The sequence below is a fragment of the Stutzerimonas sp. LR2 genome (assembly GCF_055755175.1).
Genome location: NZ_JBVTRR010000003.1, coordinates 272092 through 289675 on the forward strand (window position 1 = coordinate 272092; position 17584 = coordinate 289675).

Below are 17584 nucleotides of genomic sequence, written 5' to 3' on the forward strand. Positions count from 1 at the left end.
TCAGCAAAGCCACGCAGCATACCTAGCGCACCGGGGCTCTGGCCAGCCAGCCAAGGTCAAGGCTACAGTAGCCGTTCTCACTTCAACGAGCCTGCCTGGATGAAACTGCTGCGCCCCGCCCTGCTCACGCTCACCTGCCTGCTTGTGCAACCGACATTGGCTAACGACCTGCCCTCGCTCGGCGACGCCAGCTCGGGCATCGTGTCGCCGGAACAGGAACATGTGCTCGGGCGCGCCTGGCTGAGCCTGCTGCGGGGGCAGGTGAAGCAGCTTTCCGACCCCCAGCTCAAGGACTACGTCGAGAACAGCGTGTACCGCCTGGCCGAAACCAGCCAGCTACAGGATCGACGTCTGGAATTCGTCCTGCTCGACAGCCCGCAGCTAAACGCCTTTGCCGCACCCGGTGGCATCATCGGGGTCAATGGTGGCCTGTTTATTCATGCGCAGACCGAAGCCGAGTACGCTTCGGTGATGGCGCACGAACTGGCTCACCTCTCACAGCGACACTTCGCTCGCGGCCTCGAAGCCCAGCAGCGCATGCAGCTGCCGATGATGGCCGCCATGCTCGCCGGCGTCGTGGCAGCCGCAGCCGGGGCCGGCGATGCGGGCATCGCCGCCATCGTTTCCACCCAGGCCGCAGCCATCCAGGCCCAGCGTCGCTTCTCCCGGCAGAACGAGCAGGAGGCCGACCGTATCGGCATCGTCAACCTCGAACGCGCCGGTTATGACCCACGCGCCATGCCCTCGATGTTCGGCCGGCTGATGCGGCAGTACCGCTATGACCAGAAGCCACCGGAGTTCCTTCTGACCCACCCGGTCAGCGAATCGCGCATCGCAGACACCACAAACCGAGCCGAGCAATATGCGCAGGGCGGCACTCAGGACAGCCTGCGCTACCAGTTGATGCGGGCGCGTACCCAACTCAAGTTCGAAAGCACACCCGGCGTCGGAGCCAAGCGTTTCCGCGCAATGCTCGATGAGAACCCCGAGATGGACGCCGCCCGTTACGGACTGGCGCTGGCGCAGATGAAAGCCGGGCAGCTCGCCGATGCGGCCAGCAGCCTGGAGCCGCTGCTGGCCAAGGCTCCGGATGACCTCACCTACAATCTGGCACAGGTCGAGCTCGACATAACAGCCAATCGCCTGCAGCAGGCGCAGACCCGACTACAGCGTCTGCTGCAGCTGTATCCGGGTAACTACCCGGTGCGCCAGATGCATATCGACCTGTTGATGGAGCGGGGCGAGACCCAACAAGCCGAACGCGAGCTGGACAAACTCGCCGAGCAGCGCCGGCGGGACCCGGACATCTGGTACCAGGTCGCAGAGGTCCGGGGCCTTAGCGGAAACATTGTCGGCCTGCATCAGGCGCGCGCCGAATACTTCGCGCTGGTCGGCGACTACGATCAGGGCATCGAGCAGCTCAACCTGGCCAAGCGCCGCGCCAGCAACTTCCAGATTTCCGCGCGAATCGACGCCAGGCAGAAGCAGCTGATCGAAGAGAAGCGCATGGTCGAGGACATGCTGCGTTGATAAGCAGCACGCGACACCCCTACAGACCATACCAATGAAAAAGCCACGCTCGAAAAAGCGTGGCCTCGGTTGACGCGGTCGAGTGCGTATCCGCCGCTCTCGAAGGGCTCAGGCGTTACCGGCCTGCTTCAAGCGTGCCGCCTGGGTGAAATCGAGCATTCGCTTCAGCGGCTTCACAGCCCGCGGAATCAGCGCCGGGTCGACGAAAATCTCATTGCTTCCGGTGCGCAGGCATTCCAGGGTGCGCTCGAGCGTGTTCATCGCCATCCACGGGCAATGCGCACAGCTACGACAGGTCGCGCCCTGCCCCGCGGTCGGCGCCTCGATGAAGGTCTTCTCCGGACACAGCTGCTGCATCTTGTAGAAGATCCCGCGGTCGGTCGCCACGATAAGGGTCTGCTGCGGCAGCGTCTGCGCGGCCTTGATCAGCTGACTGGTCGAACCCACTGCATCGGCCAGCTCGACAACCGCCTGCGGTGATTCGGGATGAACCAGAATTGCCGCATCCGGATACAACGCCTTCATGTCCGCCAGCTGCTTGGCCTTGAATTCCTCGTGCACGATGCAGGCGCCATCCCACAGCAGGATGTCCGCACCGGTTTCGCGCTGCACGTAATTGCCCAGATGCTTGTCCGGTGCCCAGATGATCTTCTCGCCGTTATCCATCAGGCTCTCGACGATCTCCAGCGCGCAACTGGATGTCACCACCCAGTCGGCACGTGCCTTCACCGCTGCCGAGGTATTGGCATAGACCACCACGGTGCGCTCGGGATGCTGGTCGCAAAACGCCGAGAACTCATCCACTGGACAGCCGAGATCAAGCGAACAGGTTGCCTCCAGCGTCGGCATCAGCACGCGCTTTTCCGGATTGAGGATCTTCGCCGTTTCCCCCATGAACTTGACGCCAGCCACCACGACCGTTTGCGCGGGGTGTTCGTTGCCGAAACGTGCCATTTCCAGCGAATCGGAAACGCAGCCGCCAGTCTCTTCGGCCAGCGCCTGGATCACCGGATCGGTGTAGTAGTGCGCCACCAGCACCGCATTCTGGCGCTTCAACTCGGCAGCGATCTCGCTGCGCAACTTTGCCTCCTGCTCAGGCGTCAGCGGCTGGGGCTGCTTCGCCGCCAGGTGTGCCTGCACAAGGAAGCGTTCGGGTATCTGCGTCATGGTCGCGGGTCCTGCCAACACGGGATTGCACGAAGCGCCAGGTAGCTCGGCGGCAACGGTAAAGTCGGGCTTGTCGATAAGACGGAAGGAGCAGGATTCGGACGAGGCTCCTGCCATTCGACGGGGCAGGAATACTAGCCGATGCATCGGCAAAAGGGAAAGCATCGGACACAGGGGCTGGCCTTCGCAGCCCCAAACGAAAACCGCCGGCGGGCGCCGGCGGTTTCTTTGGATCACTCGCCCTTGAGCATGTGACCGCGTTCTTCCAGGTTGATGTGCCACTGCATGGCCTCACCCAGCAGATGCGGGGTCTGGCCGCCTTTCTTGCAGGCATCCTCGAAGTACTTGTTCAGCGCATCGCGGTAGGACGGATGCACGCAGTTGTCGATGATCACGCGCGCACGTTCGCGCGGAGCCAGGCCACGCAGGTCTGCCAGACCCTGCTCGGTCACCAGGATCTCCACGTCGTGCTCGGTATGGTCGACGTGAGCAACCATCGGTACGACGCTGGAAATGTTGCCACCCTTGGCGATCGACTTGGTCACGAAGATGGCCAGGTGGGCGTTACGCGCGAAGTCGCCCGAACCACCGATACCATTCATCATCTTGGTGCCGCCCACGTGGGTGGAGTTGACGTTACCGTAGATGTCGAACTCCAGCGCGGTGTTGATGCCGATGATGCCGAGACGGCGCACCAGCTCCGGATGGTTGGAGATTTCCTGCGGACGCAGCACCAGCTTGTCCTTGTACTTCTCCAGGTTACCGAACACGCGATCGTTGCAACGCTCGGAGAGGGTGATGGAGCAACCGGAAGCAAAGGTCATCTTACCGGCGTCGATCAGTTCGAAGGTGCAGTCCTGCAGTACTTCGGAATACATCACCAGGTCTTCGAACGGCGAGTCGATCAGACCGCACATTACGGCGTTGGCGATGTTGCCGATACCGACCTGCATCGGGCCAAGGTTCTTGGCCATGCGACCGGCAGCCACTTCGCTCTTGAAGAACTCGACCAGGTGGTTGGCGATGGCCTGGGTTTCTTCGTCCGGCGGCGTGACGGTGGAGTAGGAGTCAGGCTGATTGGTGATCACGATCGCGGCGATCTTGGCCGGATCGACCGGAATAGCTGCGCTGCCGAGACGGTCATCGACCTTGGTCAGCGGGATCGGGCCACGATTCGGACGCTCGCCCGGGAAGTAGATATCGTGCAGGCCTTCAAGGTTCAGGTTGTGCGCCAGGTTCAGCTCGATGATCACCTGGTCGGCAAGCATGGCCAGGTTGGCCGAGTTGCCCACGGAGGTGGTCGGCACGATGTGGCCCTGTTCGGTGATGCACAGCGCCTCGACGATGGTGACATCGGGACGCTTGATCTGATGGTTGCGCATCTGCTCCACGGTGTGCGACAGGTGCTGGTCGATGAACATGACCTCACCTGCGTTGATCGCCTTGCGCAGTACCGGGTCGGCCTGGAACGGCATGCGGCGGGCCAGCAGGCCGGCAGAAGCCATCTTGCCATCGAGATCGTTACCCAGGCTGGCACCGGTCACCAGACTGATCTGCAGCTTCTCGTCCTTGGCACGGTCGATCAGCGCAAGGGGTACGGCCTTGGCTTCGCCCGCGCGGGTGAAGCCGCTCATGCCAACGGTCATGCCGTCGCGAATAAGGGAAGCAGCCTCTTGGGCGCTCATGACCTTGTTCTGCAGAGAGGACAAGCGGATGCGATCAGAATACATTTGAGCCTCGAACCAACGGACAATCAGGAAGGTCGCAGTCTATTACGTTTAAAAACGCTTGAGCCATCTACTAAGGTCGTAGAGAAAAACGACGCTTATGGCCGAATGTACGACTCAAGCGAAGCGCCACAAAAATTGCGGATATAAAAAAGCCGGACGACCTAGTGGCCTCCGGCTTTTCCTGCTCCAAGGAGCGATATGGTGGGTCGTGTAGGATTCGAACCTACGACCAATTGGTTAAAAGCCAACTGCTCTACCAACTGAGCTAACGACCCGATGCGGGGCGCATGATACTGATTTGATTGATGAAAACAAACTTTTTTTTGAAAAAATTTAGCCTGAGGCAGTGACGTAGGCAGACGCCCCGCCGAGAATGCCGGCCTCAGAAATAGCGTGTCGGGTCGGCCAGGCCAGCCTCGGCAAAACCAGCCGAACGCAATCTGCAGCTGTCGCACTTGCCACAGGCGCGACCGTCGTCATCCGCCTGATAGCACGAAACCGTCATCGCATAATCGACGCCCAGTCGACTTCCCTCCCGGACGATTTGCGCCTTGCTGAGGTTCTGCAATGGCGCCTGAATGCGGAACCCCTGCCCTTCGACCCCGGCCTTGGTCGCCAGATTGGCCATTCGCTCGAAGGCCGCAACGAATTCCGGGCGGCAATCGGGATAGCCGGAATAGTCCACCGCGTTGACACCAATGAAGATATCGCGGGCACCCAGCACTTCGGCCCAGCCCAGAGCCAACGACAGAAATACGGTATTGCGCGCCGGCACGTACGTCACGGGGATGCCTTCGCTGGGCGCCTCTGGTACATCGATACTCGTATCGGTCAGTGCCGAGCCGCCGATGCCGTTGAGGTTAAGACCGATGACCTTGTGCTCCACGACCGCCAGCTGCCTCGCGACGCGCTCGGCAGCCTGCAGCTCCGCTCGATGGCGCTGACCGTAATCGAAACTCATGGTGTAACAGGCATAGCCCTCGTCACGCGCCATGGCCACGACGGTCGCCGAATCAAGCCCACCGGACAGCAGGATGACTGCTTTCTTCTCGTTCATTTCGCGATACCTCAAAGGATGGCGGGCTTCAAGCTCAATGGCCAGGCGCATCGTTCCAGATGATCTTGTGCAGCTGGAGCTGCAACCGTACCGGCAGGTTGTCCGCGACGATCCAGTCCGCCAGCGCGCGGACATCGACCTGACCATGGCTGGGGGAGAACAGGACCTCGCCGGCCCGCCGGGCCAGCCCGTACTCGATCAACTTGGACACGGCCCAGTCGTAGTCCTCCCGGGAGCAGATGACGAACTTCACCTGATCGTTGCGGGTGAGATGGACGATGTTCTCATAGCGGTTGCGTCCGACTTCCGCCGAGCCCGGGGTTTTCAGGTCCACCACCCGACTGACGCGCTCATCCACCGGGGAAATGTCGAGCGCGCCGCTGGTTTCCAGTGAAACCTCGTAACCCGCATCGCAAAGTCGCTGCAGCAGCGGCACGCAATTGGGTTGAGCCAGCGGTTCGCCACCTGTCACGCAGACGTAACGCGGATTGTAGGCAGCGACCCGCTCCAGGATGGCATCGAGGGCCATGAGCTCTCCGCCGCTGAACGCATAGGCGGTATCGCAGTACTGACAGCGCAGGGGACAGCCGGTGAGGCGAACGAACACCGTGGGCAATCCACTGGTGCGCGTCTCCCCCTGCAGCGAGTAGAAGATCTCGGTAATTCGCAGGGTCATATCAGCCACGGGCGTGACGGCTAAACAGGCCATCCGCCTCCGTTGCGGGAAATAGGGGCGGCGATTCTAACGAAAAAACCCGCACTGTGGGCGGGTTTCGTTCGTTAACGCAGGCGAATTCAGCGATTGAGCTGGCGCTGTGCCAACTGCGCCGCGGACGTATTCGGGTACTGCGCGATGACCTGGCGCAAGATCCCCTGGGCCTTGTCGCGATTGCCCATGCGGATCTCTACATCGGCCAGCTTGTAAAGCGAGTCCGGCACCTTGCTGTGCTGCGGATAAGCCTGACTGACGCGGGCAAAAGCCTGGCCCGCGCCCTGCAGATCGCCCTTGGCCAGATTGACCTCACCCAGCCAATACTGCGCGTTGCCAGCGTACTGACTCTCCGGATACTTGCGCAGGAATGCAGCGAAAGCCTGGCTGGCCTTGTCGAAGTCCTTTGCCTTGATCAGGTCGAATGCGGCGTCGTAATAGAGCTTCTCTTGCGCCGGATCACCCGAAGCGCTCTGCGACTGTCCGGACGAGGCAGTGGATGCACCGGCGCCGCCCGCAGCCGCCGGTTCGCGCGACGGCGCCGACTGATTACTGGACGCCGCGGGCCCGCTGGACAAGCGCCGATCAAGATCCTGATAACGTTCCAGCCCCTCTTGTTGCAGGCGCTGGATCTGATTCTGTTGTTCCTCGAGCATGCCGCGCAATTGCGCGATCTCTTCCTGCATCTGCTGCAGCTGCATGAAGAGCATGCCCTGCGCCGAAGATGGAGCAGCAGCTCCACCTCCGGCATAGGCACCGTCACCACTCGGCGCAGCCGTGGAATAACCGGAGCCGCCACTGGCGGCACCCTGTTCGTAATCCACAACCGGCACTTGAGCCACCGCCATCAGCGGCAGGCCGAGCACTGTAAAAGTCAGAGCGTGGCGGTACTTGCGCATGACGAATTACTTACGCAGTTCGACGCGACGGTTCTGAGCCCAGGACTGCTCGTCGTTGCCCATGGCAACCGGACGCTCTTCGCCGTAGGAAACTAGTTCCAGCTGAGCCGGGGAAACGCCCTGCAGAACCAGGTAGCGCTGAACGGCCTTGGAACGACGCTCGCCCAGAGCCATGTTGTACTCACGGGTACCACGCTCGTCGGTGTGGCCTTCCAGAACGACGCGAGCGCCGTTGCCTTTCAGGTCCTTGGCGTGAACGTCCAGAGCGCGCATGGCTTCCGGCTTCAGGTCGGAGCTGTCGTACTCGAAGTAGAAGGTGGTGATGGCGCGCAGAGCGGCTTCTTCGCTCATGCTGCCGTCGATGGCGCCCGAATCAGCACCGTAACCGGCATTCGGATCGATCGCGCCCGAACCTTCGCCCGAATCGTCGCCGCCTTTGGACGAACAACCGACAGCAACAGCCATGGCCAGAGCCAGAGCGGTGAACTTACCGAATTTCAGCATTTCCATGTGTAACAACCCCAGGTGTGTTTTTGGTTAAAAAGCGTTGATACCGCATCAGTTCAGGTAAGGGGACCAGGACGGCTCTCGGACTTCGCCTTGAGCTGTTGGAAGCGGGAGCCTAACGCGTCCGTTGATGGACACGAGCATCAAGACTCCCCGGCCCTGCTGGCGGGTGGCGTAGATTAGCATGGTGCCATTAGGCGCAACAGTGGGAGACTCATCCAGACTGGTATCCGAAAGTATCCGCAGGTTGCCGCGCTGCAGATCCTGGGCGGCAACCTTGAAGTTGGTGTAGCCATCCTGACGGTGAATCATGACCAGCGTCTTCTCGTCAGCCGAGAGTTTCGGGTTGGCGTTGTAGTTGCCGACGAAGGTTACCCGCTCGGCCGAGTTGCTACCCAGGCGCTGCTTGTAGACCTGCGGCTTGCCTGCCCGGTCGGACGTGTAATAAATGGTCTGACCATCAGCGCCCCAGAAGGGTTCGGTATCGATGGCATAGTGGTTGGTCAGGCGCTGCAGCTGACGCGAACCGAGATCCATTACATAGATCTCCGGGTTGCCGTCCTTGGACAGCACGAACGCCAGTCGATTGCCGTCCGGAGAAAACGCCGGGGCACCATTCAGCCCTTCGAAATTGGTGATCTGCTCACGGCGGCCGGTGTCGATGTGCTGCACGAAGATGCGCGGACGCTTCTGCTCGAATGAGACATAGGCGATACGGCGGCCATCGGGCGAGTAACGCGGCGAGAGGATCGGCTCGCGCGATTGCAACAGGGTTACCGCCCGCGCACCGTCATAGTCCGAACGCTGCAGCGTGTAGCGGGTATTGGCGCCCCCCATCCGCTCGGCCGTGACATACAGCAGACGAGTGGAGAACGCGCCCTTGATGCCTGTCAGCTTCTCGAACGACTGATCCGCCGCATGGTGCGCCATATCGCGCAGCTGGTCCGGCGAACCGCCGACAGTGCCGCTCATCACCTGCTGCTCGGTGGTCACGTTGAACACTTCGTAGCGCGCTTGCAGCCGGCCGCCAGCGGGTTCGATGTTACCCACCATCACATACTGCGCACCCAGCGCTTTCCAGTCGCGATAGATGATCTCGCTGCCACGGGTCGGCATGCTGATCATGTTCTGCCGTGGAATCGGCTGGAAGATGCCGGTATTGCGCATGTCATTACCGATGATCTCCGCCATGTCCTCTGGAAGCACGGTACCGCCCTGCCAGCCGAACGGGACGACGGCAATGGGGATGGCGCGATCGGCGCCGCTGGTAACGACGATGTTTTTCTCCTGCGCCACTGCAATGCCTGCCAGGCAGCAGAGCAGGACAAGTAGACCTCGAAGGGAGTTGATCACAACGCAAGATCCTCAGGCGTGAATGTCATTTTGAATGACCGGTAAGGCTGGAATTCCTGCGGGCTCAGGCCCTGCATTTCAGTCAGCCGACCGATGTTCTTGACTGCGGCAACCGCAGAGTTGTCGAACGGTACGTCACCGCTCGATCTCGACACACTGACATTGGTGATGGTGCCATCAGGCAGCATGTTTACCTGCAGCTGTACCGTCATGTTGTTCCGTGCAGACGGCGGACGAGTCCAGCCTTCTGCCGCGCGCAACCGAATCAGATCATCGAAGTTGCCGGCAACCTGATCGCCATGGGTATCGGCCATCGCCTGCTGGCGTTCGGTGGTATCGGACAGAAGCTCTGCCAGTGCCTGGGCCTTCTTGTCTTCGGCAGCCTTGCGCGCTGCTTCCGCCGCGGCCTTCTTCTTGGCTTCTTCGGCCGCCTTCTTCTTGGCCGCCTCGGCTGCCGCTTTCTTCTTGGCTTCTTCCGCCGCCTTCTTCTTGGCCTCTTCGGCGGCCTTCTTCTTGGCCTCCTCAGCCGCCTTCTTCTTGGCCAACTCCTCGGCCGCCTTCTTCTTCGCGATCTCGGCCTGCTTCTGCTGCTCTACCTTTTTCGCCTCTTCGGCTTTCTTGGCCGCAGCGGCCTTATCGGCAGCGGCTTTCGCCGCTTCGGCCTTTCGAGCCTCCTCGGCCTTCTTTTGTTCCGCAGCCTTCGCCGCAGCCTGCTTCTGCTGCTCGATCTTGCGCTGCTCCATCTGCTCGGCTTCGTACTGTTTGGCAGCCGTCTTCTTCGCCTCGCCGGCAATCTTCTGGTTGGTCTGCGTGGTCGCCTGGCTCTGGGACTTCAGCTGATAAAGCGTTGCCTGCACGATCGGCTTGGATGGCGGCAGCTCGGGCGTCATGGAAAAGCTGACGAACAGCATGCCGAAGATGATGACGTGCAGGCCGACCGCCAGCACGGTCGGCCAGAAATAGCTCTGCGAAGGTGACGAGTCACGCTGTTGCATCAAGGGGCCTCGGTGATCAGGCCGACATTGCCCACGCCGGCTTCCTGCAGGCCACCCATGGCGGCCATGACCGCCCCGTAGTCAACGGCGCGATCACCGCGGATGAACACTTGGGTGTCCGGACGCTGACGCATGATGGCGACCACGGCGCGGGTCATGTCTTCCAGCGCGACCGCCTCATTACCCTTGCTCTCGGTGTCGACTTCGCTGCCAACGTTCCAGTAATAGGTCTTGTCGGCCTTGATGGAGATGGTCAACACCTGCTTGTCGTTGTCCTGCGGCAAGGCCTCGCTGCTGACCTTGGGCAGATCGACCTTGACGCCCTGGTTAAGCATCGGCGCCGTCACCATGAAGATGACCAGCAGCACCAGCATCACATCGATGTAGGGCACCACGTTCATCTCGGCGACGGGCTTGCGTCTGTTGCGGATTCTGGCCATGGCCGTGGGCCTCAGTCTTCGGTGGTGTGAACTTTGCGGTGCAGGATGGCCTGGAACTCATCGGCGAAGGTGTAGTAACGGCCGATGAGCATCTCGCCACGAGCCGAGAAGCGGTTGTAGGCAATCACCGCCGGAATTGCGGCGAACAGACCGATCGCTGTAGCGATCAGGGCTTCGGCGATGCCGGGCGCTACGGTGGCCAGCGTGGCCTGCTGCACCTGAGCCAAACCACGGAAGGAGTTCATGATCCCCCAGACGGTACCGAACAAACCGATGTAAGGGCTGGTGGAACCGACGGTGGCGAGAAACGGCAGGCTCTGCTCGAGCTTTTCCTCTTCACGGGAAATGGCGACCCGCATAGCGCGGTTGACACCGTCCATCACGGCGTCCGGATCTACGCCCTGCTGCTGGCGCAGCCGGGAAAACTCCTTGAAACCGGCGCGAAAGATCTGCTCGACACCCGAGTCAGGGTCGGGATTGCTGCCTGCCTGGCGATACAGCTTGGACAGATCGATGCCCGACCAGAAGCGCTCTTCGAAGGCATCCAGCGACCGCTTGGCAGCGCGCAGCATGTTGCCGCGCTGAAAAATCAGGATCCATGAGGTCACCGAAGCGCCTACAAGTATCAGCATGACCAGCTGCACCACGAAGCTGGCGTTGCTGATCAGGCTCCACATGGACATATGATCGACGTTGGCTTCCACGCTTACTCTCCTGCAGGGGATAGACCCAAGCCAGCGAAGGCATCACGCAGCGCTTCGGGAATGGCTCGGGGTTTCAAACTTTCGGCACGTACGCAGGCCACGAGGACCTGCCCTTCACACAGCAGAACGTCATCGACCGCACGCCGCACCTGCTGACGGAAACGCAGGCTGGCACGATTGAGCTCGACCACCTCGGCGGTCACCAGCAGCTCGTCATCCAGGCGCGCCGGGGCTCGATAACGCGCCTCGACCGAATGCACGACGAATAGCAAGTCCTCACCGGCTAGCTGCGACTGGGCGAATCCCAGGCTGCGCAACCGCTCGGTACGAGCTCGCTCCATGAATTTGAGGTAGTTGACGTAGTAGACGATGCCACCCGCATCGGTGTCCTCGTAATAGACTCGACAGCGGTGGGTGAAGATTTCAGCTCCGGCTTGCGCGCGCATACTAGTGCTCGGCCCTGCAAATGCCAATCGGGTAACAGAACAATATTTTCTTCAAACTATGTCGCCTTCGAACAGGTCCGGCGTCGGCGGCTCGTTCATGCGTTTGGGCAAGTTGAGGCCGAAGTGCAGATAGGCATGGCGCGTCACTACGCGACCACGCGGCGTACGCATGATGTAGCCCTGCTGGATCAGGTACGGCTCGAGCACGTCCTCGATGGTGTGGCGCTCCTCGCTGATCGCCGCGGCAAGACTGTCGATGCCCACCGGGCCACCATCGAACTTCTCGATCAGCGTCAGCAGCAGGCGACGATCCTGATGATCGAACCCGCGCTCATCGACATCCAGCATGTTCAGCGCAAGGTCAGCGATCTGCCGGGTGATCTCACCCTTGCCGCGCACTTGGGCGAAGTCACGAACCCGGCGCAGCAGACGATTGGCGATGCGCGGCGTGCCGCGCGCGCGACGGGCGATCTCAAACGCGCCCTCGGGTTCGGTTGGCAGCCCGAGGATTCCGGCCGACCGCCTGACGATCGTGGCCAGATCCTCGGTGGAGTAGAACTCCAGACGCTGGACGATACCGAAGCGGTCGCGTAGTGGATTGGTCAGCATGCCGGCACGCGTCGTGGCGCCGACCAGGGTGAACGGCGGCAGATCGAGCTTGATCGAACGCGCCGCCGGCCCTTCGCCGATCATGATATCGAGCTGGAAGTCCTCCATCGCCGGATACAGCACCTCCTCGACGATCGGCGAGAGGCGATGGATCTCGTCGACGAACAGCACGTCGCCGGCTTCCAGGTTGGTCAGCAAAGCGGCCAGGTCGCCCGGCCGCTCGAGGACAGGACCAGAAGTACTCTTGATCGACACGCCCATTTCTTCGGCAATGATGTTCGCCAGGGTGGTCTTGCCCAACCCGGGCGGACCGAAGATCAGAGTATGGTCGAGCGCTTCCTGGCGCCCTTTCGCGGCGCGGATGAATAGATCCATCTGCTCGCGCACAACCGGCTGGCCAATGTACTCCGCGAGCTTCAGGGGGCGAATGGCGCGATCCAACTGCTCGTCGCGATCGCGACTGCTGGCCGTGACGATACGATCCGCTTCGATCATGGTTTACACCATGCCCTTGAGGGCGCGGCGAATCATCTCTTCACTGCTCAAATTCTCTTCCTGTATGGCGGACACTGCCCGGCTGGCCTCCTGTGGCTTGAAGCCCAGGGAAATCAAAGCGCTGACCGCATCATTCTCGGCGCTTGTGACTGCCGTTTTGCTGCCAGGTTCAACTACCAGGGTTGCGATGGCCGGCATGCTTTCCCACGCCTTGAAGCGGTCCTTCAGCTCAACCAGCAGTCGTTCGGCGGTCTTCTTGCCGACACCAGGTATGCGCACCAGCACCGAGGTATCCTGCGCCTGAACGCACCGCACCAGCTCATCGACCTCCAGCCCCGACATGAGCGCCAAAGCCAACTTGGGTCCCACGCCGTTCAGCCGGATCAGCTCGCGAAATAGCTCGCGCTCGCGTTTCTCGGCGAACCCATAAAGTAGCTGCGCGTCTTCACGCACCACCAGATGGGTGTGCAGAGTCACCGGCTCGCCGACCGCTGGCAGGCGATAAAGCGTAGTCATCGGCACCTCGACTTCATAGCCGATGCCGTTGACGTCGAGAATCATGTGAGGCGGTTGCTTTTCCGCCAGCGTGCCGCGCAAACGTCCGATCAAACCTGCTTCCTCCAGCGCCCGACGATGCCGGGTCCTTTCTTTTTGCGACTATTCGCAAGGCTACAGCCGCAGCCGCCCGCCTCTTCGCTTGGCACCGATCAACCCATGAGGGACCAGGCTCTGCCGGTGATGCGCATGGCACAGGGCAATGGCCAAGGCGTCCGAGGCATCAATCTGCGGCTTCTCCAGCAGCTTGAGCAGATGCATGACCATCATCTGCACCTGCTGCTTGTCCGCGCCGCCAGTGCCGGCGATGGCCTGCTTGACCTGCGTGGCGGTGTACTCGGCGATCTGCAATCCCGCCTCGGCCCCCGCGACGATGGCAGCACCGCGGGCCTGCCCCAGCTTGAGCGCCGAATCGGCGTTACGGGCCATGAACACCTGCTCGATTCCCATGGTCACCGGACCATAGGTGCGAATGACTTCGCTGACGCCACTGAACACGGCCCGCAACCGCTCCGACAGCTCGCCGCTGCCGGTGCGAATGCAGCCCGAAGCGACGTACTCGCAACCACGACCGGTATCTCGGACGACGCCGTAACCGGTGATTCGAGAGCCCGGATCGATACCCAAAATCAGCGTCATGCCTTGGCCGTGCTGTCTATTTATCCAGTGGCGAGTATACGGAGGCGCCTGCCCCGACGCCACTGGCGTCATCACATCCCAACGCTTCTTCGACGCCACACCGAACCATAAAAAAACCGGAAGCGCGACTGCGACCTCCGGTTCCTTCCAGCGACATGGCTCAGCTCAGCTGCTGCATGATCTCATCGGCAATTTCGGCATTGTGATAGACGTTCTGTACGTCATCCAGATCTTCCAACGCATCGATCAGACGCAGGACCTTCTGTGCGGTCTCGACATCGGTGATGGGCGCCATGATCGACGGAATCATCGCCACTTCCGCCTCGTCCCCCTTGAAACCGGCTTCTGTGAGCGCCTCGTTGACCGAGAGGAAATCGGCGAAGCTGGTATACACCTCGACCGAGCCGTCTTCCTGCGTGACCACGTCGTCGGCGCCGGCTTCCAGCGCAGCCTCCATCAGCGCATCCTCGTCGACGCCCGGTGCATAGCTGATCTGCCCCTTGCGATCGAACATGTAGGCCACCGAACCGTCAGTACCGAGGTTGCCGCCATTCTTGCTGAAGGCATGACGCACCTCCGCGGCGGTGCGGTTGCGGTTGTCCGTCATGGCTTCGATGATGATCGCCACGCCACTCGGCGCGTAGCCCTCGTAGCTCAGCTCGGTCATGTTGTCGGCTTCGTTCGAGCCAGCGCCGCGGGCGATGGCACGGTCGATGACCTCGCGCGACATGTTGGCCGTCAGCGCCTTGTCCACCGCCAGGCGCAGGCGCGGGTTGTCCGCCGGGACACCGCCGCCATGCTTGGCCGCCACGGTCAGTTCGCGGATCAGCTTGGTGAAGATCTTGCCCCGCTTGGCGTCCTGGCGCTCTTTGCGGTGCTTGATGTTGGCCCATTTGGAATGACCAGCCATAACTCACTCCATTCTTCGACTGAATCAGAAATCCCGACAACCGTTCGCCAACCGCTGGATCGCCAGCCGGGGAACGGCTATCGCCTTGACGCCCGTACGACCGGAGTCGCAAGACGAAGAAGCCTGGCAGAACCAGGCTTCGGGTAGCGCTTACTCCGCCTTTGGCTGCTCGCGCAGGCGGATATGCAGATCGCGCAGTGCCTTGTTGTCCACCGCGCCAGGCGCCTGGGTCATGACATCCGCAGCGCTCTGGGTTTTCGGGAAGGCAATGACTTCGCGAATCGACTGCGCGCCGGTCATCAGCATGACCAGGCGATCCAGGCCGAAAGCCAGACCGCCGTGCGGCGGCGCACCGAACTTCAGCGCATCGAGCAGGAAGCCGAACTTCTCTTCCTGCTCGGCCTCGTCGATGCCGAGAATGCGGAATACCGCCTGCTGCATTTCCTTGCGATGGATGCGGATGGAGCCGCCACCCAGCTCGGTACCGTTGAGCACCATGTCGTATGCACGCGACAGCGCAGCGCTGGGGTTGGCCTCCAGCTCCTGCGGTGTGCACTTCGGCGCCGTGAACGGGTGGTGCAGTGCGCTCAGCGAGCCGTCATCGTTCTCTTCGAACATCGGGAAGTCGACCACCCACAGCGGCGCCCAGTCGCAGGTCAGCAGCTTGAGGTCATGGCCGAGCTTGATGCGCAGCGCGCCCAACGCCTCGGAGACGATCTTGGCCTTGTCGGCACCAAAGAAGACGATATCGCCATCGACCGCGCCGACGCGGTCGAGGATCACGTTGAGGTTGTCTTCCGGGATGAACTTGACGATCGGCGACTGCAGCCCCTCGACGCCCTTGGCGCGCTCGTTGACCTTGATATAGGCCAGGCCCTTGGCGCCGTAGATGCCGACGAACTTGGTGTAGTCATCGATCTGGCTACGCGGCATGCTCGCGGCACCCGGCACACGAAGGGCGGCCACGCGACCTTTCGGATCGTTAGCCGGACCGGAGAACACCTTGAACTCGACCGCGTTGAGCTGATCGGCAACGTCCACCAGCTCGAGCGGGATGCGCAGGTCTGGCTTGTCCGAGCCATAGCGACGCATGGCCTCTTCGAACGGCATGTGCGGGAATTCACCAAACTCCAGATCCAGCACTTCCTTGAACAGCTTGCGGATCATGCCCTCGGTGATACCGATGATGTCCGCTTCGTCGAGAAAGCTGGTCTCGATGTCGATCTGGGTGAACTCGGGCTGACGATCGGCGCGCAGGTCTTCGTCGCGGAAGCACTTGGCGATCTGGTAGTAGCGATCGAAGCCGGCCACCATGAGCAGCTGCTTGAACAGCTGCGGCGACTGCGGCAGGGCAAAGAAATTGCCCGCATGGGTGCGGCTCGGCACCAGATAGTCACGAGCCCCCTCGGGCGTCGGACGGCCAAGGATCGGCGTTTCGACATCGAGGAAGCCGTTCTCGTCGAGGTAGCGACGGATGCTGGCGGTGATGCGCGAGCGCAGCTTCAGCTTCTCGGCCATCTCTGGGCGACGCAGGTCGATGAAGCGGTAGCGCAGACGAGTTTCTTCACCGACATCGCTGTACTCGTTGAGCGGGAACGGCGGAGTCTCCGCATCGTTGAGCACCTCCAGCTCGTAACCCAGCACCTCGATGGCGCCGGACGCGATGTTCGGATTCACCGCACCGGCCGGACGCAGGCGCACCTTGCCGGTCACCTTGATCACGTACTCGCTGCGTACGCGGTCGGCCGTCGCGAAGGTTTCCGCGCGGTCGGGATCGAAAACCACCTGGGCCAGCCCCTCGCGATCGCGAACGTCGAGGAAGATCACCCCTCCATGGTCACGACGGCGATGTACCCAGCCGCAAAGAGTGATTTCCTGACCGTCCAGGCTTTCGTTCAACTGGCCGCAATAGTGACTGCGCATCATGGTGGAGTTCGCTTCTCGTATCTTGAATTCGATGGGGCGCCAGAGCTGGGACCGGCTAATGGCGCCGTCACTGCTCTGCGCAAGCGGCTGTACCGTATGCGATACCGCCTAGGGCGCCAGGCGCTGCAGCACATGCTGATGCTGCCAGGCACAAGCGCGGGATTATATCGACATAATCACCGCGGCGCAGCCGTTGCCCTCACCGGCAGCCCATCAGGCCCGGTCATGGAACCCAGAATCGGTCGACGCCTTCCAACCATGAGCATCGGACCAGAAACCTATCGCTTCACAACAGCGCGTCGTTTTCTGGCATAACTAAGGCCTGAACCATCCACCAGGAGAAACACATGGAAATCAACATTGGCATCGCCGAACAGGATCGTGCAGCTATCGCCGAAGGGCTGTCCCGCCTGCTTGCCGACACTTACACGCTTTACCTAAAGACCCACAACTTTCACTGGAACGTGACGGGGCCGATGTTCAACACGCTTCATACCATGTTCGAGACCCAGTACACCGAACTGGCTGTCGCGGTCGACGATATCGCCGAGCGCATCCGCACCCTCGGCTTTCCGGCGCCCGGCACCTATGCCGCCTACGCCCGCCTGAGCTCGATCAAGGAAGAGGAAGGCGTTCCGTCGGCCGAGGAAATGATCAAACTGCTGGTTGAAGGCCAGGAAGCGGTAGTCCGCACCGCTCGAGGCATTTTCCCGCTGCTGGACAAGGTCAATGACGAGCCCACCGCGGACCTGCTGACCCAGCGCATGCAAAGCCACGAAAAGACGGCCTGGATGCTGCGCAGCCTCCTGTCGGCATAATTTTTCACGACAGGGCACCTGCGTGCCCTGTCCCCACATCCGACATGCGCTCTCTATGCGACGCAGCCCCGCGCCGCACGCTCATTTGAGCCCCC

The 17584-nt window shown here is 61.5% G+C and carries 18 protein-coding genes and 1 tRNA gene; 2 read left to right on the forward strand and 17 right to left on the reverse strand.

All coding sequences use genetic code 11. The features are described from left to right. Positions 1 to 99: 99 nt before the first annotated feature. The gene (locus tag ACVRRC_RS12105) at positions 100 to 1530 is read left to right on the forward strand and encodes a M48 family metalloprotease (RefSeq protein WP_011913899.1); all 1431 of its coding nucleotides are present in this window, start codon (positions 100 to 102) and stop codon (positions 1528 to 1530) included. 108 nt (positions 1531 to 1638) lie between these two features. Here ACVRRC_RS12105 and nadA read toward each other — a convergent pair whose 3' ends face one another. The 17 genes from nadA to aspS form a co-directional block, all read right to left on the reverse strand. Beyond that, positions 1639 to 2697 (reverse strand): quinolinate synthase NadA, encoded by a 1059-nt coding sequence (nadA, locus tag ACVRRC_RS12110; protein ID WP_472997060.1) that lies wholly within the window; start codon positions 2695 to 2697, stop codon positions 1639 to 1641. Positions 2698 to 2930: 233 nt separating this feature from the next. Continuing rightward, positions 2931 to 4427 carry an acetyl-CoA hydrolase/transferase family protein gene (locus tag ACVRRC_RS12115; RefSeq protein ID WP_472997061.1) on the reverse strand — a complete coding sequence of 499 codons (1497 nt, stop codon included), beginning with the start codon at positions 4425 to 4427 and terminating at the stop codon, positions 2931 to 2933. 199 nt (positions 4428 to 4626) lie between these two features. Then, positions 4627 to 4702: transfer RNA gene (locus ACVRRC_RS12120), tRNA-Lys, on the reverse strand. A gap of 107 nt (positions 4703 to 4809) precedes the next feature. Next, the gene (gene queC, locus ACVRRC_RS12125) at positions 4810 to 5484 is read right to left on the reverse strand and encodes a 7-cyano-7-deazaguanine synthase QueC (protein WP_026012518.1); all 675 of its coding nucleotides are present in this window, start codon (positions 5482 to 5484) and stop codon (positions 4810 to 4812) included. Positions 5485 to 5518: 34 nt separating this feature from the next. After that, positions 5519 to 6160 carry a 7-carboxy-7-deazaguanine synthase QueE gene (queE, locus tag ACVRRC_RS12130; protein WP_011913903.1) on the reverse strand — a complete coding sequence of 214 codons (642 nt, stop codon included), beginning with the start codon at positions 6158 to 6160 and terminating at the stop codon, positions 5519 to 5521. 119 nt (positions 6161 to 6279) lie between these two features. After that, positions 6280 to 7092 carry a tol-pal system protein YbgF gene (gene ybgF, locus ACVRRC_RS12135; RefSeq protein ID WP_014597215.1) on the reverse strand — a complete coding sequence of 271 codons (813 nt, stop codon included), beginning with the start codon at positions 7090 to 7092 and terminating at the stop codon, positions 6280 to 6282. Between the two features lie 6 nt (positions 7093 to 7098). Beyond that, positions 7099 to 7602 (reverse strand): peptidoglycan-associated lipoprotein Pal, encoded by a 504-nt coding sequence (gene pal / locus ACVRRC_RS12140; RefSeq protein ID WP_011913905.1) that lies wholly within the window; start codon positions 7600 to 7602, stop codon positions 7099 to 7101. Positions 7603 to 7650: 48 nt separating this feature from the next. Continuing rightward, positions 7651 to 8952 (reverse strand): Tol-Pal system beta propeller repeat protein TolB, encoded by a 1302-nt coding sequence (gene tolB / locus ACVRRC_RS12145; protein WP_013983433.1) that lies wholly within the window; start codon positions 8950 to 8952, stop codon positions 7651 to 7653. Continuing rightward, entirely contained in the window at positions 8949 to 9947 is a 999-nt protein-coding gene (gene tolA, locus ACVRRC_RS12150) for a cell envelope integrity protein TolA (RefSeq protein WP_014597217.1), read from the reverse strand. The genes tolB and tolA overlap by 4 nt, the downstream gene beginning before the upstream one ends. Then, a complete protein-coding gene (tolR, locus tag ACVRRC_RS12155; protein ID WP_011913908.1) occupies positions 9947 to 10387 on the reverse strand; it encodes a protein TolR in 441 nt (146 codons plus the stop codon). The genes tolA and tolR overlap by 1 nt, the downstream gene beginning before the upstream one ends. An 11-nt stretch (positions 10388 to 10398) precedes the next feature. Next, complete coding sequence (gene tolQ, locus ACVRRC_RS12160; RefSeq protein ID WP_013983435.1) at positions 10399 to 11091, reverse strand: protein TolQ; 693 nt, start codon at positions 11089 to 11091, stop codon at positions 10399 to 10401. A gap of 2 nt (positions 11092 to 11093) precedes the next feature. Beyond that, positions 11094 to 11537, reverse strand: coding sequence for a tol-pal system-associated acyl-CoA thioesterase (ybgC, locus tag ACVRRC_RS12165; protein WP_013983436.1), 444 nt, complete (start codon positions 11535 to 11537; stop codon positions 11094 to 11096). Between the two features lie 51 nt (positions 11538 to 11588). After that, positions 11589 to 12641 carry a Holliday junction branch migration DNA helicase RuvB gene (gene ruvB, locus ACVRRC_RS12170; protein WP_011913911.1) on the reverse strand — a complete coding sequence of 351 codons (1053 nt, stop codon included), beginning with the start codon at positions 12639 to 12641 and terminating at the stop codon, positions 11589 to 11591. Positions 12642 to 12644: 3 nt separating this feature from the next. After that, entirely contained in the window at positions 12645 to 13250 is a 606-nt protein-coding gene (ruvA, locus tag ACVRRC_RS12175; protein WP_011913912.1) for a Holliday junction branch migration protein RuvA, read from the reverse strand. 60 nt (positions 13251 to 13310) lie between these two features. Further along, positions 13311 to 13835 (reverse strand): crossover junction endodeoxyribonuclease RuvC, encoded by a 525-nt coding sequence (gene ruvC, locus ACVRRC_RS12180; RefSeq protein ID WP_011913913.1) that lies wholly within the window; start codon positions 13833 to 13835, stop codon positions 13311 to 13313. Positions 13836 to 13995: 160 nt separating this feature from the next. After that, a complete protein-coding gene (locus ACVRRC_RS12185; RefSeq protein ID WP_011913914.1) occupies positions 13996 to 14745 on the reverse strand; it encodes a YebC/PmpR family DNA-binding transcriptional regulator in 750 nt (249 codons plus the stop codon). 150 nt (positions 14746 to 14895) lie between these two features. Further along, positions 14896 to 16671, reverse strand: a complete 1776-nt coding sequence (aspS, locus tag ACVRRC_RS12190; protein ID WP_017244772.1) for an aspartate--tRNA ligase — start codon at positions 16669 to 16671, stop codon at positions 14896 to 14898. A 347-nt stretch (positions 16672 to 17018) separates the two neighbouring features. On the opposite strand from aspS, the gene ACVRRC_RS12195 reads away from it, so the two are divergent. Then, the gene (locus tag ACVRRC_RS12195; RefSeq protein WP_011913917.1) at positions 17019 to 17489 is read left to right on the forward strand and encodes a Dps family protein; all 471 of its coding nucleotides are present in this window, start codon (positions 17019 to 17021) and stop codon (positions 17487 to 17489) included. The last annotated feature ends 95 nt before the right edge of the window (positions 17490 to 17584 follow it).

What these genes read in the sequence shown, in the direction of transcription:
- ACVRRC_RS12105 (WP_011913899.1), top strand. Translation starts at nt 100, where the DNA reads ATGAAACTGCTGCGCCCCGCCCTGCTCACGCTCACCTGCCTGCTTGTG.
- nadA (WP_472997060.1), bottom strand. Translation starts at nt 2,697, where the DNA reads ATGACGCAGATACCCGAACGCTTCCTTGTGCAGGCACACCTGGCGGCG.
- ACVRRC_RS12115 (WP_472997061.1), bottom strand. Translation starts at nt 4,427, where the DNA reads ATGTATTCTGATCGCATCCGCTTGTCCTCTCTGCAGAACAAGGTCATG.
- queC (WP_026012518.1), bottom strand. Translation starts at nt 5,484, where the DNA reads ATGAACGAGAAGAAAGCAGTCATCCTGCTGTCCGGTGGGCTTGATTCG.
- queE (WP_011913903.1), bottom strand. Translation starts at nt 6,160, where the DNA reads ATGACCCTGCGAATTACCGAGATCTTCTACTCGCTGCAGGGGGAGACG.
- ybgF (WP_014597215.1), bottom strand. Translation starts at nt 7,092, where the DNA reads ATGCGCAAGTACCGCCACGCTCTGACTTTTACAGTGCTCGGCCTGCCG.
- pal (WP_011913905.1), bottom strand. Translation starts at nt 7,602, where the DNA reads ATGGAAATGCTGAAATTCGGTAAGTTCACCGCTCTGGCTCTGGCCATG.
- tolA (WP_014597217.1), bottom strand. Translation starts at nt 9,947, where the DNA reads ATGCAACAGCGTGACTCGTCACCTTCGCAGAGCTATTTCTGGCCGACC.
- tolR (WP_011913908.1), bottom strand. Translation starts at nt 10,387, where the DNA reads ATGGCCAGAATCCGCAACAGACGCAAGCCCGTCGCCGAGATGAACGTG.
- ybgC (WP_013983436.1), bottom strand. Translation starts at nt 11,537, where the DNA reads ATGCGCGCGCAAGCCGGAGCTGAAATCTTCACCCACCGCTGTCGAGTC.
- ruvB (WP_011913911.1), bottom strand. Translation starts at nt 12,641, where the DNA reads ATGATCGAAGCGGATCGTATCGTCACGGCCAGCAGTCGCGATCGCGAC.
- ruvC (WP_011913913.1), bottom strand. Translation starts at nt 13,835, where the DNA reads ATGACGCTGATTTTGGGTATCGATCCGGGCTCTCGAATCACCGGTTAC.
- ACVRRC_RS12185 (WP_011913914.1), bottom strand. Translation starts at nt 14,745, where the DNA reads ATGGCTGGTCATTCCAAATGGGCCAACATCAAGCACCGCAAAGAGCGC.
- aspS (WP_017244772.1), bottom strand. Translation starts at nt 16,671, where the DNA reads ATGATGCGCAGTCACTATTGCGGCCAGTTGAACGAAAGCCTGGACGGT.
- ACVRRC_RS12195 (WP_011913917.1), top strand. Translation starts at nt 17,019, where the DNA reads ATGGAAATCAACATTGGCATCGCCGAACAGGATCGTGCAGCTATCGCC.